Source organism: Chryseobacterium jejuense (assembly GCF_017877355.1).
In the GTDB taxonomy this organism is placed as follows: domain Bacteria; phylum Bacteroidota; class Bacteroidia; order Flavobacteriales; family Weeksellaceae; genus Chryseobacterium; species Chryseobacterium jejuense_A.
On sequence record NZ_JAGIPR010000015.1, the window covers coordinates 58,033 to 73,838 of the forward strand.

Here is a 15,806-nt window from a genome sequence, read left to right on the forward strand (position 1 = left end):
AAGCTATTTTTATTTTAATAATAACAATGGAAAAAAATCTCTGGCAACAAGTTCAGCTTGTACGACAAAAATCTCCTCTTGTTCACAATATAACCAATTATGTAGTGATGAACAATACAGCCAATGCTCTTTTGGCTGCAGGAGCCTCTCCTATTATGGCACATGCCAAATCAGAAATCCGGGAAATGATTAATATAGCTCATTCTGTGGTTATTAATATCGGTACTCTGGATGAATATTGGTCTGAGTCTATGCTGATGGCCGCAGAAACAGCGAATGCCATTCATAAACCATGGGTACTTGATCCAGTGGGAGCAGGAGCAACTTCATTCCGTGATCAGATTTTACATCAACTGTTACAATTTCATCCTACCGTAATCAGAGGCAATGCTTCTGAAATTATTGCTCTTGCTAAGATCAATACAACAGTAACTAAAGGCGTAGACAGTACAGCAGAAAGTAATGATGCCGTGAAAGCTGCACAAATCCTGGTTCAACAATATAATACCATTGTGTGTATCTCCGGTGAAACAGATATTATTCTTAGCCAAGATCAATCTATACAAATTAAAAACGGACATTCCCTTATGACCAAAGTAACGGGGCTGGGATGTTCTGCAAGTGCATTAGCAGGTGCATTCATCGCCATTGCAGAAGATAAAGCAGCAGGTATTGCTGCGGCCATGTCATTATTGGGAATAGCAGGTGAACTGGCTGTTCGTGAAAGTAAAGGCCCCGGCAGCCTTCAGGTCAATTTGATTGATAAATTATATAACATGACCGAAGAAGAATTTACAAGCCATTTAAAAATAGAAAAATCATGAATGTAAATCCTTTCCCTTACTCATTATATCTGGTAATTTCTGAAGAAGACTGTATGGGAAAAAACTTTCTGGAAGTCGCAGAACAGTCCATATTAGGAGGTGTAGATATGATACAGCTTCGCGAAAAAAAAGATAGTCCTGAAGTATTCCTTCAAAAAGCTATGCAGCTTATTGAAATTACGAATAAATATGGCATTCCACTTATTATTAACGATAATATAACCGTTGCTGAAAAAGTAAATTCAGCAGGGATACATGTTGGGAACAGCGATGCAACTCCTCAGAATCTAAGACAGCGTCCTTTGATCAGAAATAAAATGATCGGTTACTCAATAGAACATCTGGCTCAGCTCGACAATGAACAAACTACAGTGGCAGACTATCTGGGAATAAGTCCTGTTTTTAAAACTAAAACTAAAACAGATACTATTATAGAATGGGGACTGGAAGGTATTTCTCAAATCAGACAGCTTACAGAAAAACCTTTGGTAGCCATAGGTAATATTCATCTTAAAAATGCAAGGGCAGTTATCAATGCCGGAGCTGATTGTATCGCAGTAGTTTCTGCTATATGCAGTGCTGATGATCCTCAAAAAGCAGCTTATGAATTAAAAAATGAAATTGTAAAATGAAAAAATACAAATACCCATCAGTTTTAACTATTGCGGGCTTCGACGGAAGCGGTGGTGCCGGTATTCAGGCTGATATTAAAACAACTTCTGCTTTAGGCTGCTATTCCACTTCAGTACTAACGGCTTTGCCTGTGCAAAACACCCAGGGAGTACAAAAAATATATCCTATTCCTGTAGAAGCAGTTGCTGATCAGATAAAAGCAATTCTCGACGATATTGTTCCTGATGCTATAAAAATCGGAATGGTTCATACTCCCCAGCTGGTAGAAACCATTGTTTCCACATTAGCCCAATATCCTAAAATACCTATTGTCTTTGATCCTGTCATGGTTGCCACCAGCGGGCATCATTTGATTGAAGAAGAAACCATCACGGCACTCACTGAAAGGTTGTTTCCTATTGCAGATGTCATCACTCCCAATATGGATGAAGCTGCCATTTTAGCAGATATGAAAGTAGAAACGCTTGAAGATTTATACACTGCAGGAATTAGGATTAAAAAACTAGGCTGTAGAACTATTCTTCTTAAAGGCGGACATCAAGAGACCTCAACAATTACCTCTCTCTTTTATGATGAACAGGAAAATTTTCATTCTTTCGAAACACTGAAATTTAATACCAATAATACCCATGGTTCAGGCTGTACGCTTTCATCTGCCATTGCTGCATATATTGCTCAGGGTAAAACCTTATACGAAGCGGTTTCTCTTGGGCAACAATATATCTACAAAGCTATAGAAAGCGGGACAGATGTACAAACAGGTCATGGAAACGGGCCACTGAATCACTTTTTTAACCCACAAAAACTTATCAAAAATGAAATGGTCTGAACAAACCTGGAATGCTATAGAAAAACATTATCAATCTATCCTTACTATGCCTTTCATCAAAGAACTATCTGATGGTAGGTTGCCACAGGAAAAGTTCCGTTTTTATATGGCTCAGGATTCTCTATATTTGGAACACTTTGGAAGAACCCTGTCCCTTATTGCAGCAAAAATACCTGATCTTGAAGATGTACTTGCCTTTATGCGTTTTGCAGAAAACGCTATCGTTGTGGAAAATGCTCTTCATGAATCCTACTTCAAAGACTTTGGGTTAGTGGATAAAGGAGTTTTACAACCGGCTTGCCATCACTATATTCACTTTCTGAGAAGTACCGCAGCATTGGAATCTGTGGAAATTGCGGTTGCAGCAGTCCTTCCATGCTTCTGGATTTATCGTGAAGTTGGAAATTATATTTATGAGATTCAAAATACGGTGAACAATCCTTATGAAAAATGGATCGCTACTTATGCAGGAGAAGAATTTTCAGCTGCAGTAGATCAGGCTATTGACATCTGTGATCAATTAGCTGAAAACAGCACCGAAGAAACCAGAAAAAAAATGACAGAAGCCTTCATCGCTGCATCCAGAATGGAATATTATTTTTGGGAAGCAGCTTATGATTTAAGAACATGGGAGTAAAAAATAGAGAGGCTACACCAATCATATTTAATCTTATCAACCAGTAAAAAAAACGGAACCAAAAAGTTGGTTCCGTTTTTTTATAAGTATAAAACTTCATTAAAAATTGAAATTAAGTCTTGTGAAAACATACCGCCCGTTCTGTCCAAACTGTGAAGTGGAACGTGAGTAAATAAACTGATCGTTATTACTTGAAGCCGGTAGATTTTTGGTAGGATAAATATCAAACAGATTGTTGACTCCTATCGTTAATCCTACATTTTTTGTAAACTGATAAGCCGCTGAAATATCTGTAATGATTTTATCTCCTATGGTCTGGTGTTCGTTAGGTTCAAGAATACCATTACCATTCGCATCAATAATGTCTGCTCCGGTTACTTTTCCGAAATAAGTATTTCTAAGGTAGAAACTTGCACCCTTCCATGTAAGTGTGTGAGAAAGACTCGCTTTTACTCTAGGTACAGCTTCTTCCAGATATACTCTTGATTTTTCGGAGAAATAAATCTTTTCAAGAGCCGGCGATTTTAATAATCCCGCTGAATGAATCTCCCCAACCTGCTTAGTCTGATTCAAATTGATGGCAAAATTATTATCCAGTTTTACACCTGAAAATCTTGCGTTATGAGCAATAACAATATCCACCCCTTTTGTTTCCGTATCAATGGCATTGGTGAAAAACTGAGCTGCATTCACATTTAATTTTTCAAACTCTATTTGCGCTTCCAGAGGTACATCTTTTTTTAAGAACTGATCGGTAAGGATAATTCTGTTATCAATTTTTGTAAAATATCCATCAGCAGTGAAGGTCAAATTCACAGATGGAATTTTATACGTAAATCCTAAGCTTGCAGATTTTGAGGTTTCCTGTTTCAGTTTTGGGATATTCAACTGTCCTGCCAATCGTGAGTCATTGCTGTAAGTTCCCACTTCAAGAAGTTGTCCACCAGTAAATAAAGTAGAAGTTACATTATAATAAATTTGGTGAATAGACGGTGCTCTGAACCCGGTAGATCCTGCAAATCTTACATTGAAATTAGGAGCGACTTTAATTCTTGAAGCCAGTTTATAATTGAATGTAGATCCGAAATCTGAATAATTTTCATATCTCGCAGCTGCATCCACCAAAAGCCAGTTGGTAAAGTTGAACTCTACATCTGCATAAGCCGCTAATGACTGTCTGTTTTTGTTCACCGCATTCTCAGGTTTAAATCCACTAAATACCTGTGAGCCTCCCGGAAGAGCCTGTCCAAAGAAATCTGTAGGTCTTTTCGTAGTATTGTTCCATGGATTTCCCAAAACATCATACGTGGTATAAGATGCTTCTTCACCAGCTGTCATTTTAAAGTTTTCAAAACGGTGTTCTCCCCCGAAGGCCACATTCATACCTTCCAATACATCATATTTTTTAGAGAAATCCAAATTGATCGTATTTTGAGTAAATCTTAATCCACCAGCATCAAATTCATTCGGTGAAGCAAAACGCAAAGAAGTGTTTCCTGTATTTCTGATATTGTACATAAAGGAGTTTTGCCCAAAAGTATTGCTGAAATCAATATGCCAGCCCTCCCATTTTCCTTTAATACCTGTTGCCAGGGAAATATCCTGAATATCAGTTCCTATTTGTGGCAGGTAGCCATTAGGATACAGACCTGTAAAAGTTCTGCTTTCTCTCGGTCTTCTGTAGAATCCTCCGGAAACCCCATGTCTTAAACTGTATCCGCCAAAAGTATATACCTTCCAGTCGTCACTTACAGGAACCTCAGCATTAATGAAAAGCTGGTGGTTATTAAGCTTGGACTGCCCTACCTGCATATTGAAGTCTTTTCTTGTCTGTCCTCTGTATGCAAGCTCCTGATCAGTAACATCAAAATTCAATAAAGACTGAAGCCCTTTCTGAAGAACATTCCCTGCTCCATCTTTTATATCCTGAATAGTAGTAGCTCCTTGTATGCCGGCTAATTGGCCAGGAGTAAAATAATTTACTCCCTGAGCATACTGATGAATGTAGTTGATGATTTGCTGTGAATTGGGAGTATTTCCAATATCAGTAAAAAGAGAAGAAAGGTTTACTCCATCTTTCAGAGCCCGTTGCTCAATAGCATTATAAGCATTATAAAGCGTTCCTGATTCCGTTCCGGCTCTGTAGGTAGGATTTCTGAACTGGGAAGACCAGGTAATATTGAAGAAACCACCTTTAGTCCCGATCTTATTACCATAGTTAAGGTCCAATTGGATATTCTGTCCATCAAAATTTCCTGTATGGTCATTAGCTGTAGGGGTTAAATTCCCACCGTAGCTGATCTGACCAGCCAGTTTTCCTGTGTCTCTTTTCAGTTCAAGGTTCATTACCCCGGCAATGGCATCAGATCCGTATTGTGCGGCTGCACCGTCTCTTAAGACTTCTATCCTATTTAAAGCGAAAGAAGGAATAGCATTCAAATCTGTTCCTACAGTTCCTCTTCCAGGTGTTCCATTTACGTTGACTAATGCAGAGGTGTGTCTTCTTTTTCCATTAACCAATACCAGAACCTGATCCGGTCCCAAACCTCTTAACTGCGCTGGATCCAAATGGTCTGTTCCATCAGAATTGGTTTGAATGGTAGAAGTAAAAGAAGGTGCAATGGCATTTAAGATTTGTCCGATACTAGACTGCGGAAGAACCACAGAAGCTTCCTTCAGATTGAATACATCCACAGGAACCGGGCTGTCTGCCTTCGATCTTGCTCCGGCTCTGGATCCCAGGATAACAACTTCTTCTACTTTATTGGTATTAACACTGTCTTTTTTGGTTTTGATACTGTCTTTTTCCTGTCCATAGGTAAAAACTCCCAGGAAAAATAAAACAGAAGCTGAAAAAATAGTCTTTTTATTACTCATATCATTTCATCAATTTGATTAAACATTTATGTTTTTTGCAGGTGCAAATGTAAAATATATTTATTAGTCTACAAAAACAATAGACTTTGTTTTTGTAAAAAATGATAATCGTTTCTTTCTATCCCTTATTAAAATTACTATTTTTTCCAATAACTTAAAGAAATTTCATAAAAAAACGGATTCAAAAAATGAATCCGTTTATCTTATTTAAAAAGCTATTTTTCAAACTTAAATCTTGGTAAGTTTAGCATATTTCAAAATCAGGTTCTTCTCCCCTTCGTGTATGAATACTACTTTTGCTTTGATATTCTGAGGATCTGTTCCATCCAGGAAAGCAACCTCTCCTATTCCGAAACGGTCGTGTCTCACTTTATCTCCCACTTCAATATCCTGAGACGATGCACCACTTGGATTGATAATTTTGGCAGTGCTCACCGGTTTCAGTTTTCTAGCTTCCGGAGCTGGTTTTGAATTATCTTCCCCTCTGTTAAGTGTCTTTTTCTCTACCTTTTTGAAAGATTTTCCTTCTGATGGATGTTCATCAAAGATATTAGATCTTACCCCTGAATTATTGATAAATCTTTTCTCCAACGCCGGGTTAAGGAATTCTATATATTCATCATCAATTTCGCTCAGGAATCTTGATGGTTCTGCATCAGTAATTTTCCCCCATTGGAAACGGGAAACAGCATAAGAGAAAAACACTTGCTTCTCAGCTCTGGTTAACGCCACATAGAACAATCTTCTTTCTTCTTCAAGATCTTCTCTGGTTGCAGAACTCATGAAACTTGGGAAAAGATTTTCCTCAAGACCTACCAAATGAACTACAGGAAATTCAAGACCTTTGGAAAGGTGAATCGTCATCAAGGAAACCATATCATCTTCCAGATTTTTATCCTGGGTATCTGCCGATAAGGCAATATTCTCAAGGAAATTGGAAAGACTCGGATCTCCATCTTCCAGCTGCATCTGTTCTTCAATAAATCCTTGCATCGAGTTCATTAATTCCTGAACGTTTTCTACTCTTGAAATCCCTTCCGGAGTCTGATCATCTTTTAAAAACTTAATTAAACCACTTCGTTTAGCTACTTCCATAGCAACACTGTAAGCTGTTTCCGTTTTCAACAAGACCTGGAATGCTTTAATCATCGACCAAAAGTCATTCAGTTTATTTAAAACACCATTATTTAACCCTAATTGAGGAGCATATATGGGTAAATTATCAAGAACTTTTGATACAGGAAGGTTCTGAGCGTCTGCAAAAACAATCAATTTATTTTGCGTTGTTTCTCCAATTCCTCTGGTTGGATAGTTAATGATTCTCATCAATGCTTCCGAATCATTTTCATTGATTAAAAGACGCAGGTAACCGATTAAATCTTTAACCTCCTTTCTTTGGTAGAATGAAAGACCTCCATATACTTTGTATGGAATATTTTTACGTCTCAGGGCATCTTCAAATGCTCGGGTCTGAGAATTTGTTCTGTATAAAATAGCAAAATCACTATATTTTCTCTGGTCGCGGTTACGAAGCTCCCAGATATTTCCGGCTACAAAGTTCGCTTCATCAGCATCAGAAAGAGAACGGTAAATTTTAATTTTATCTCCTTCTTCATTATCACTGAAAACATTTTTCTTAAACTGCTGTAAGTTTTTTGCAATAACAACATTGGCTGCGTTTACAATGTTTTGTGTAGAACGGTAATTTTGTTCCAATGATACTGTAATTGCATCCGGATAATCTTTCTTGAAGTTCAGGATGTTATAGATATTAGCTCCACGGAAAGAGTAAATAGACTGGGCATCGTCCCCTACCACACAGATATTTTCAAACTTGGAAGCTAATGCTTTCACAATAAGATACTGAGAGTGGTTAGTATCCTGGTACTCATCTACCATGATATATCTGAATCTGTCCTGGTATTTTGCCAATACTTCTGGGAAACGAGTCAGTAATTCATTGGTTTTTAACAATAAATCATCAAAATCCATTGATCCGTTTTTGAAACACTGTTCAACATATCTCTGGTAAATCTGTCCTATAAATTTCATATTGGCTTTTTCATCAGCCTCCATCAGTTCCGGATTATTGAAATAAGCTTTAACGGTAATCAGATTATTTTTATAGGTTGAAATTCTTGCCTGAACTTTTTTAGGTTTATAAAGATCAGCATCAATATTCATATCCTTCAATACTTTTTTAATCACATTCAAAGCATCCTGCTGGTCATAAATGGTAAAATTGGAAGGATAGCCCAGATAATGAGCCTCAATTCTTAAAATTCTTGCAAAAACCGAGTGAAATGTTCCCATCCAAAGACTTCTCGCATTGCTGTCTCCTACTACCTTTGCGATACGTTCTTTCATTTCACGAGCTGCCTTATTGGTAAAGGTAAGTGCCAGGATATTGAAAGGGTCTATTCCATTATGGATAAGGTGGGCAATACGCATCGTAAGCACACGTGTTTTTCCGGAACCTGCTCCCGCAAGTACCATCAGAGGGCCTTGTAAAGAGGTAACGGCTTCATATTGTGATTCATTGAGTCCTTTCAAATAGTCCATACTGCAAAAAAATTTTGGGAACACAAAATTAAGGTATTCAGAGGAGAATTCAAATTATGAAATGGGAATGGTGAATTTTTGCTTCACAAGTGAATGGTAAATGGCACAAAGAAGTATGCTGAATGAGCCACTGATCTTGTTCTCAACCGATCTTAAACGTGAATAGGCAATTTTGCTTCGCAAGTGAATGGTAAATTGTTATGGCTTATAAAATTGACAAGCGAAGCGGATTGACTGTTCACTATTGCTTATTCTCGCCTTAACTTCTCACTCTATTTCTGTAACATTTAATTCACTTTTTCTACTAATTGATAAACAATTTCTAACTTTATGAAAAAGCGTCTTCTTTCTGCTGCTGCCGTAGCTTTCTTCGGGCTCATGCTGAATGCACAGCAAATTAAATTCGAAGAGTATGATCTTCCCAATGGTCTTCACGTAATTCTTCATCAGGATAATTCGGCTCCGGTAGTAACTACGGGGGTTATGTATCATGTAGGAGCAAAAGATGAAGTAAAAGGAAGAACCGGGTTTGCTCACTTCTTTGAACATCTTTTATTTGAAGGAACTCCTAATATCAAAAGAGGCGATTGGTTTAAGATCGTTTCTTCAAACGGAGGACAAAATAATGCCAATACAACCAACGACAGAACCTATTACTACGAAACTTTCCCTTCCAATAACGAACAACTTGGACTTTGGATGGAAGCTGAAAGAATGCGTCATGCAGTTATCAATCAAGTTGGAGTAGACACTCAGAGAGAAGTGGTAAAGGAAGAAAAAAGATTAAGAATGGATAACCAACCTTATGGAAACCTTTTCTCAACAATTCAGAAGAACTTGTTTACCAATCACCCGTACAATTGGCCAACGATTGGATCTATGGAAGACCTGAATGCTGCAAAACTTGAGGAGTTCCAGGCTTTCTACAAAAAATTCTATATTCCAAACAATGCTACATTAGTGGTTGCAGGAGACATTAAACCTGAACAGACTAAAAAATGGATTGAAGAATATTATGGCGGCATTCCAAAAGGAACTATCTCTCCAAAAGATTTCCCTAAAGATACTCCTATCACTCAGGAAAAAGAAGTGACTGCCACTGATCCGAACATTCAGCTTCCGGCTTATATTTTCGCTTACAGAACTCCTGCCAATAAAGAAAAAGATGCGTATGTTTTGGATATGCTTTCTTCTTATTTAAGCAATGGAAAATCATCTGTTTTATACAAGAAATTAGTAGATCAGGACAAAAAAGCACTTCAGGTAGCGGCTTTCAATCAGGGGCTTGAAGATTACAGTATTTTTGCATTCTTCGCTATTCCGATGGGACAAACTTCTAAGCAGACTTTACAGGCTGATATTGATGCAGAGATTAAAAAACTTCAGACGACTTTAATTTCTGATGAGGATTATCAAAAAATCCAGAACCAGTTTGAAAACCAGTTTGTGAATCAGAACTCAAGCATTCAGGGAATTGCAGCTTCTTTAGCTACCAACCATGTATTGATGGGAAATACCAACCTCATCAATAAGGAAATTGATATCTACAGATCTATCACCAAACAGGATATTCAAAATGCTGCTAAAAAGTATCTTAATTCCAACCAAAGAATCATCATCAACTACGTTCCTGAGAAAAAATAATTTACCCATGAAAAAGCAATTCACCTATATAGCAGCGGCATTTTTATTTGCAGGAATGCTTTCTGCCCAAAAAATTGACCTTAATGCAATGCCTAAACCGGGACCTACTCCTGCCATTAACATTGCCAAACCAAAAACTTTTCAACTCAGTAACGGGTTAACCGTAATGGTGGTTGAAAATAACAAACTTCCAAGGGTAAATACTACTCTTTCTATGGACAGACCTCCTTACTACGAAGGAAATATAGCTGGGGTAAGCCAATTGATGGCAGAACAGCTTGATAACGGAACTACCAATCTAAGCAAGGATGAGTTTAATAAAAAAGTAGACTTTCTGGGAGCTAACATCAACTTCTCATCCAACGGAGCTTCTTCGAATTCTCTTTCAAAATATTTCCCTGAAGTATTGGGATTAATGGCAGATGCCATCGTAAATCCAAAATTCTCAGCAGAAGAAATTAAAAATGGAAAAGAAAGAATCATTGAAGGATTAAAAGCTGATGAAAAAAATGCTTCCTCCATTGCTGAAAGAGTATCCAATGCTTTGATGTATGGAAAAAATACCTCAAGAGGTGAATTTGAAACTATTGAATCTATCAATAAAATTCAATTGGCGGATATTCAGAATATTTACAATAAATACTATGCTCCTGATAATGCCTATTTAGTAATTGTTGGAGATGTAAAATTCGATCAGATTAAGCCTTTGGTGGAAAAAGCTTTTGGAAGCTGGAAAAAGTCAAACACCAAGTTTGCCGCTTTAGAGCCTGCTTCTAATGTTTCCAAAACAGAGATCAATGTGGTTGATGTTCCATCAGCTGTGCAATCTGTATTGTCTGTCGGCAATCTTAACAACCTTAAGATGAAAGATCCACATTACTTCCCTGCTACGATGGCCAATTATATTCTTGGTGGTGGCGGTGAAGCCAGACTTTTTATGAACCTCAGAGAAAAGAACGGATTCACTTACGGTGCCTATTCAAGCATGAATGCCAGCAAGTATTCCCCTGATTTCTCAGCGGAAACCAGTGTAAGAAATGAAGTTACGGATAAGGCTGTAAAGGAAATGATGAATGAACTGAACACCATTTCTACAGTTAAACCGGAAGAACTGGAAAATGCTAAGGCTAAGTTGAAAGGTTCCTTCATTATGTCTTTAGAAAAACCTGAAACCATCGCTAAGTTTGCATTAAATCAAAAAGTTCAGGATCTTCCTGCAGATTTTTACACCAATTATCTAAAATCTATTGATAAAGTTACTGCTGCAGATGTTTCTAACACTGTAAAAGCGACAATCCTACCGAACCAGAGCAGAATCTTCATTGCAGGAAAAGCATCTGACATTTCCGAAGGGCTGGAAAAATTAGGGTATCCGGTAAAATATTTTGATAAAGAAGCCAATCCGGCAGCAAAACCTACAGCACAGAAAGTTGATGCGAATGTAAGCATTGGTTCTGTAGCGGATAAATACATCAATGCTATTGGTGGTTTGGCTGCTGTTCAGAAAGTAACCTCCATTACAGCTGATGCTACTACCAAAGTTCAGGGAATGGATATGAGTATGAAGCTTATTCAGGGGAAAGGCGGAAAAATGATGATGGAAATGAAAATGATGGGCAATACTCTTCAAAAGATTGTTTTTGATGGTAAAGACGGATATGCTGAAGCACAGGGACAAAAAATGCCTTTAAATGATAAGCAAAAAGCTTCTATGGCAGATCCGGAACTTTTCCCGGAGCTTACTTTCGCTAAATCCACAGAATTAAAGTTAGCAGGAATCGAAAAATATAACAATGAAGATTCTTATGTAGTAAAAGGACCAAAACAAACCTATTATTACAGCGTAAAAACAGGTTTAAAAACCGGTGAAATAAAAGTTGGAGAAGGAGGTTCTATGCCTACGAACTTCTCTGATTATAAAGATGTATCCGGAGTGAAACTTCCATTCACCATTATCCAGAATATGGGTGGCATGGAAATTAATCTGGCTGTACAGTCTTACCAGCTTAATCAGGCTAAAGATTCTGACTTTAAATAATAAACAAAACAATTTTATAGAAAAAGGCTATCTCAATTTGAGATGGTCTTTTTTGTTTCTTCTCTCATGTAGAAAATCTATGTAATAAAAGAATCTGTGTTATCTGCAAAATCAGTGAGAAAACTTAAAACAATTCAGGCATCTGTTATAAACATTCCTATCTTGCTATTTGTCTTCTCCTTTGTTTTAAGCTTAAAATCATTGTTTGATTTTTATTTTTTTGCGATTTTGCCATATTTACCGATATCTTTTTTTGTTGTTCAGTAAAAAAAGATTAAATTTGCCCATTCAAAAAGATATCAGAATTAATGGATACTATATTTACACTATTGATGGTTCTTATTATGATTGCCAGTGTTTTATTGGTGATTGTTGTTATGGCTCAAAACCCAAAAGGTGGAGGTCTTTCCAGTACTTTCGGGGGGGCATCTTCTGCACAGTTTGGAGTACAGAGAACCAATGATTTCATGGAAAAAGCAACATGGACTCTAGGCGGAACTATCATCGTTCTTATCCTTTTAAGCGTTGTTATTACGGGTAAACCGTCGCAAGTGGCTCCGGCTCAACAACAACCTACTAAAAAAGAAGCTCCGGCAAAACAATCTGCTCCGGCTTCTTCAACAACCACTACTCCGGCTCCAGTACCAGCTGCACCGGCTAAATAAGAAGATTATTTTTCTACATATAAAAAGCAACTCAAATTGAGTTGTTTTTTTATTGTACTATATTTCCATAGTTTAATGTATAATGTAAAGAAGTTATAAAGCAGATGATAAGTATTTCACTCATCCACGTCTTCCAACTTCTCTCCTCCAGCTTCCAGCCTATTTACTTCAGTTTTACCTTCTCAATCTGGTAACGAAGATTTAGACCTGCTTTTAAGAAGGAATACTGCATCGGTTTTGATTCTTTATAATATTTATTGATAAAGATCTGCATAGCACCATAGAAACGGTTCAGATAAACATCATTTTTCACTGTACTTTCTCCTTTGTGGTGAAGAAGAGAAGCCTGGCCATAATAATAATTTTTATACCCGTTTCTTATTAAAGTATAACAAAGATCAATATCCTCACCGTACATAAAATAGGCTTCATCCAATCCACCTACCTTTTCATAAACCCCTTTCTTTAAAAGTAAAAATGCACCTGTCATTACTTCCACTTCAGCTACAGCATCTTCTTCAAGATCATTCCTGTAATAAGACTTGGAGTTATTTTTTTTAAAATTGGTGAACAGTTTTTCAAAAGAATTGAACATATCCGGCACCGAACGTTTGCTTTCCGGCAGGAAATGTCCTTCTGCATCGTGCATCCGTATTCCAAGGCATCCGAAATCCGGCTGTTTATCCGAAAAATCTAAAAGGTCCTTCATATAAAAACCTTCAAACTCTGTGTCAGGATTTAAAAGCAATACATACTCTCCTTTTGCAACTTGTATTGCCTGATTATTAGCCTTTGAAAAACCTCCGTTAATTTCCGAAGGAATAAAATGTATTTCAGGAAACTCTGAGATAAGCTCCCGCCATGAGCTATCTGTAGAAGCGTTGTCTATCACAATCACCTCATATACTACTTCTCTTACATATTTCTGAATAGATAAAAGGCAATTTCTGAGTAATTGGGTAACATTGTAATTAACAATAATAATAGACAGCTTCATATTAATCCTTTTCGTTGTAGGGTAACCTGTTGATAATAGATCTTCCGAGTGAAATTTCATCTGCATATTCCAATTCATCTCCTACTGAGATTCCTCTTGCAATGCTTGAAAAATTCACGTTAAAGTTTTTAAACTTTTTGTAGATATAATAGGCTGTGGTATCCCCTTCCATGGTAGCACTCAACGCGAAGATAAATTCTTTTACCTTCCCTTCATTCAGTTTTCTTTCAATACTTGGAATATTCAGCTGGCTTGGACCTACTCCTTCCATCGGAGAAATTTTACCTCCTAGAATCAGGTATTTCCCACCATATTTTCCTGTATTTTCAATGGCAATCACATCCCGTACGTCTTCAACAATACAAATCAGCTCACCGCTTCTTTTCTCATTGCCGCAGATGTCACATATGTCAAAATCAGAAAAATTATGACACTCTTTACAGTATTTTATTTCATTGACAAGATTAATCAGGGAATTTCCAAGGCTCACCGCTCTGGAATTGGGCTGCTTTAATAAATGTAATGCTAATCTCAAAGCTGTTTTTCTTCCGATTCCAGGCAACCCTGAAATTTCATCAACTGCTTTTGCCAACACTTTACTTGGGTAATCCATAGGTACAAAAATAAGCATTATTTGAGGAAAATGATCTATCCGGAAGGGGAGTTTTTGACGTATTGAAAAGGAACACTCAATGTCAATTCGCTACGCTTATCAATCTTAGTAACCAATGATCATCCATTATTCACCAGCAAAGCAAAATTCACTATTGACATGTAAAACCTAGGTTACCTGTTGTTTTTACTGTTCCCATCTATTATCTATTCGTCTATCATCATTTCTACATCTCTTCTTCCCAACTCCCACAATGTCTCATTTCGATATTTTAATTCCCTATTCTATCCCCATACTCCATAACTATAAAAAAACCGTTATATTTGCGGCTCAAATTAAATATGAAAAAAATAAACTAACACATGGTACTTAACAACCTAAATTATCCACTGGATTTCAAGTTTAAAATTTCGACATTAGCCAGTGACTTCAATATTACTGACAAAAATGGGAATTACGTAGCATACGTACGTCAGAAAATGTTCAAACTTAAAGAAGATGTTATTGTTTTCAATGATGAAAGTAAATCAAAAGAACTTTTCAGAATCAGAGCCAATAAATGGATTGATTTTAATGCCTCTTATTCTTTAAACGATATTGTAGACAACAAAAACTATGGTAGATTAGCAAGAAAAGGGATGCGTTCTCTTTGGAAATCAAGCTATGATATCCTGGATGCTAACGACCAGCCTAAGTTCAAGGTACAGGAAGACAATGCATGGGTAAGATTCTGGGACAGCTTTGTAGGAGAACTTCCTATCATCGGAATGTTTACAGGATATTTCCTTAACCCATCTTATACTGTTACCGGGATTGATGGAAAAGCATACTTCAAACTAAAAAAAATGCCTTCATTCTTTGGAAGAAGATTCCAATTAGACAGATTGATCGATATTGATGATGAGGAAGAAAGTTTAGTAATTCTTTCCTTATTAATGATGACCCTTCTTGAAAGAGCAAGAGGCTAAAATTTCAAAACCACAACCCCATGAAATACCTAATCATTTTATTTTCTGCATTTCTTTTAGTTGCCTGTAAAAAGGACAAAGAAACAGTGTCTGCAAACGCTACCACTGATTCATCAAGCATTGCTAAAGATTCTGCTACAGCTAGTATTCCTTCCGGAAAAATTCAGATTGAAACCATTTCATTCCCTGAAGAAATCAAAGAATGTTCATGTTATTTTGCAAGAAACAAGACTGATTTTGAAGCTGAAAAATACATCTATGCAGACGATGCCGGAAAAACAGCGTATATGAACCTGGATGGTAAAAGACTCGCTATGAACCTGATCTCTTCAAGTGATATGGAAATAGATGAAGAATTGACTAAGGAAATAGAAAATAATGATTACAAAATCTCTGTAAAAGGTAAAAAGATTAAAGGTGAAGAAGCCCTACTCTTTGAAGGTACCCTAACGATTGAAAAACCGGACGGCAGTGTTATTACAACACCAATCTATGGAGAATGTGGATGTTAACAACAAA

13 protein-coding genes are annotated in these 15,806 nt (G+C 37.0%); 9 read left to right on the top strand and 4 right to left on the bottom strand.

The window, feature by feature from the left end; genetic code table 11:
- Window positions 1-26: 26 nt before the first annotated feature.
- From thiM to tenA, 4 genes are read left to right on the top strand one after another with little or no spacing between them, the layout of a single operon-like run.
- On the top strand, window positions 27-824 hold the full coding sequence (gene thiM / locus J2772_RS22010; RefSeq protein ID WP_209920576.1) for a hydroxyethylthiazole kinase: 798 nt from the start codon (window positions 27-29) through the stop codon (window positions 822-824).
- Window positions 821-1,456, top strand: a complete 636-nt coding sequence (gene thiE / locus J2772_RS22015; RefSeq protein WP_209920579.1) for a thiamine phosphate synthase — start codon at window positions 821-823, stop codon at window positions 1,454-1,456. Before thiM ends, thiE begins: the two co-directional genes overlap by 4 nt.
- Window positions 1,453-2,286, top strand: coding sequence for a bifunctional hydroxymethylpyrimidine kinase/phosphomethylpyrimidine kinase (gene thiD, locus J2772_RS22020; RefSeq protein WP_209920582.1), 834 nt, complete (start codon window positions 1,453-1,455; stop codon window positions 2,284-2,286). Before thiE ends, thiD begins: the two co-directional genes overlap by 4 nt.
- Window positions 2,273-2,923: a thiaminase II gene (gene tenA / locus J2772_RS22025; RefSeq protein ID WP_209920585.1), complete on the top strand. Its 651-nt coding sequence runs from the start codon at window positions 2,273-2,275 to the stop codon at window positions 2,921-2,923. Before thiD ends, tenA begins: the two co-directional genes overlap by 14 nt.
- 99 nt (window positions 2,924-3,022) lie before the next feature.
- Here the strand turns inward: tenA and J2772_RS22030 are convergent, their stop codons facing one another.
- Both J2772_RS22030 and J2772_RS22035 read right to left on the bottom strand, forming a co-directional pair.
- Window positions 3,023-5,800, bottom strand: coding sequence for a TonB-dependent receptor plug domain-containing protein (locus tag J2772_RS22030; RefSeq protein WP_209920588.1), 2,778 nt, complete (start codon window positions 5,798-5,800; stop codon window positions 3,023-3,025).
- Between the two features lie 228 nt (window positions 5,801-6,028).
- Window positions 6,029-8,362 (bottom strand): ATP-dependent helicase, encoded by a 2,334-nt coding sequence (locus J2772_RS22035; RefSeq protein WP_209920591.1) that lies wholly within the window; start codon window positions 8,360-8,362, stop codon window positions 6,029-6,031.
- A gap of 330 nt (window positions 8,363-8,692) precedes the next feature.
- Here J2772_RS22035 and J2772_RS22040 point away from each other — a divergent pair, with 330 nt between their 5' ends.
- The 3 genes from J2772_RS22040 to secG all read left to right on the top strand — a co-directional run bounded on the left by J2772_RS22040 (window position 8,693) and on the right by secG (window position 12,709).
- Complete coding sequence (locus tag J2772_RS22040) at window positions 8,693-10,006, top strand: M16 family metallopeptidase (protein WP_209920595.1); 1,314 nt, start codon at window positions 8,693-8,695, stop codon at window positions 10,004-10,006.
- A 7-nt stretch (window positions 10,007-10,013) separates the two neighbouring features.
- A complete protein-coding gene (locus J2772_RS22045; protein ID WP_209920598.1) occupies window positions 10,014-12,044 on the top strand; it encodes a M16 family metallopeptidase in 2,031 nt (676 codons plus the stop codon).
- A gap of 308 nt (window positions 12,045-12,352) precedes the next feature.
- Window positions 12,353-12,709 carry a preprotein translocase subunit SecG gene (secG, locus tag J2772_RS22050; RefSeq protein WP_209920601.1) on the top strand — a complete coding sequence of 119 codons (357 nt, stop codon included), beginning with the start codon at window positions 12,353-12,355 and terminating at the stop codon, window positions 12,707-12,709.
- A gap of 163 nt (window positions 12,710-12,872) precedes the next feature.
- Here secG and J2772_RS22055 read toward each other — a convergent pair whose 3' ends face one another.
- Both J2772_RS22055 and recR read right to left on the bottom strand, forming a co-directional pair.
- Complete coding sequence (locus J2772_RS22055; RefSeq protein ID WP_209920767.1) at window positions 12,873-13,712, bottom strand: glycosyltransferase family 2 protein; 840 nt, start codon at window positions 13,710-13,712, stop codon at window positions 12,873-12,875.
- Entirely contained in the window at window positions 13,708-14,319 is a 612-nt protein-coding gene (gene recR, locus J2772_RS22060) for a recombination mediator RecR (protein WP_209920770.1), read from the bottom strand. The genes J2772_RS22055 and recR overlap by 5 nt, the downstream gene beginning before the upstream one ends.
- 362 nt (window positions 14,320-14,681) lie before the next feature.
- On the opposite strand from recR, the gene J2772_RS22065 reads away from it, so the two are divergent.
- The gene (locus J2772_RS22065; RefSeq protein ID WP_115972807.1) at window positions 14,682-15,287 is read left to right on the top strand and encodes a hypothetical protein; all 606 of its coding nucleotides are present in this window, start codon (window positions 14,682-14,684) and stop codon (window positions 15,285-15,287) included.
- 20 nt (window positions 15,288-15,307) lie between these two features.
- Window positions 15,308-15,799: a hypothetical protein gene (locus tag J2772_RS22070; protein WP_209920604.1), complete on the top strand. Its 492-nt coding sequence runs from the start codon at window positions 15,308-15,310 to the stop codon at window positions 15,797-15,799.
- Window positions 15,800-15,806: the final 7 nt, after the last annotated feature.

What these genes read in the sequence shown, in the direction of transcription:
- thiM (WP_209920576.1), top strand. Translation starts at nt 27, where the DNA reads ATGGAAAAAAATCTCTGGCAACAAGTTCAGCTTGTACGACAAAAATCT.
- thiE (WP_209920579.1), top strand. Translation starts at nt 821, where the DNA reads ATGAATGTAAATCCTTTCCCTTACTCATTATATCTGGTAATTTCTGAA.
- thiD (WP_209920582.1), top strand. Translation starts at nt 1,453, where the DNA reads ATGAAAAAATACAAATACCCATCAGTTTTAACTATTGCGGGCTTCGAC.
- tenA (WP_209920585.1), top strand. Translation starts at nt 2,273, where the DNA reads ATGAAATGGTCTGAACAAACCTGGAATGCTATAGAAAAACATTATCAA.
- J2772_RS22030 (WP_209920588.1), bottom strand. Translation starts at nt 5,800, where the DNA reads ATGAGTAATAAAAAGACTATTTTTTCAGCTTCTGTTTTATTTTTCCTG.
- J2772_RS22035 (WP_209920591.1), bottom strand. Translation starts at nt 8,362, where the DNA reads ATGGACTATTTGAAAGGACTCAATGAATCACAATATGAAGCCGTTACC.
- J2772_RS22040 (WP_209920595.1), top strand. Translation starts at nt 8,693, where the DNA reads ATGAAAAAGCGTCTTCTTTCTGCTGCTGCCGTAGCTTTCTTCGGGCTC.
- J2772_RS22045 (WP_209920598.1), top strand. Translation starts at nt 10,014, where the DNA reads ATGAAAAAGCAATTCACCTATATAGCAGCGGCATTTTTATTTGCAGGA.
- secG (WP_209920601.1), top strand. Translation starts at nt 12,353, where the DNA reads ATGGATACTATATTTACACTATTGATGGTTCTTATTATGATTGCCAGT.
- recR (WP_209920770.1), bottom strand. Translation starts at nt 14,319, where the DNA reads ATGGATTACCCAAGTAAAGTGTTGGCAAAAGCAGTTGATGAAATTTCA.
- J2772_RS22065 (WP_115972807.1), top strand. Translation starts at nt 14,682, where the DNA reads ATGGTACTTAACAACCTAAATTATCCACTGGATTTCAAGTTTAAAATT.
- J2772_RS22070 (WP_209920604.1), top strand. Translation starts at nt 15,308, where the DNA reads ATGAAATACCTAATCATTTTATTTTCTGCATTTCTTTTAGTTGCCTGT.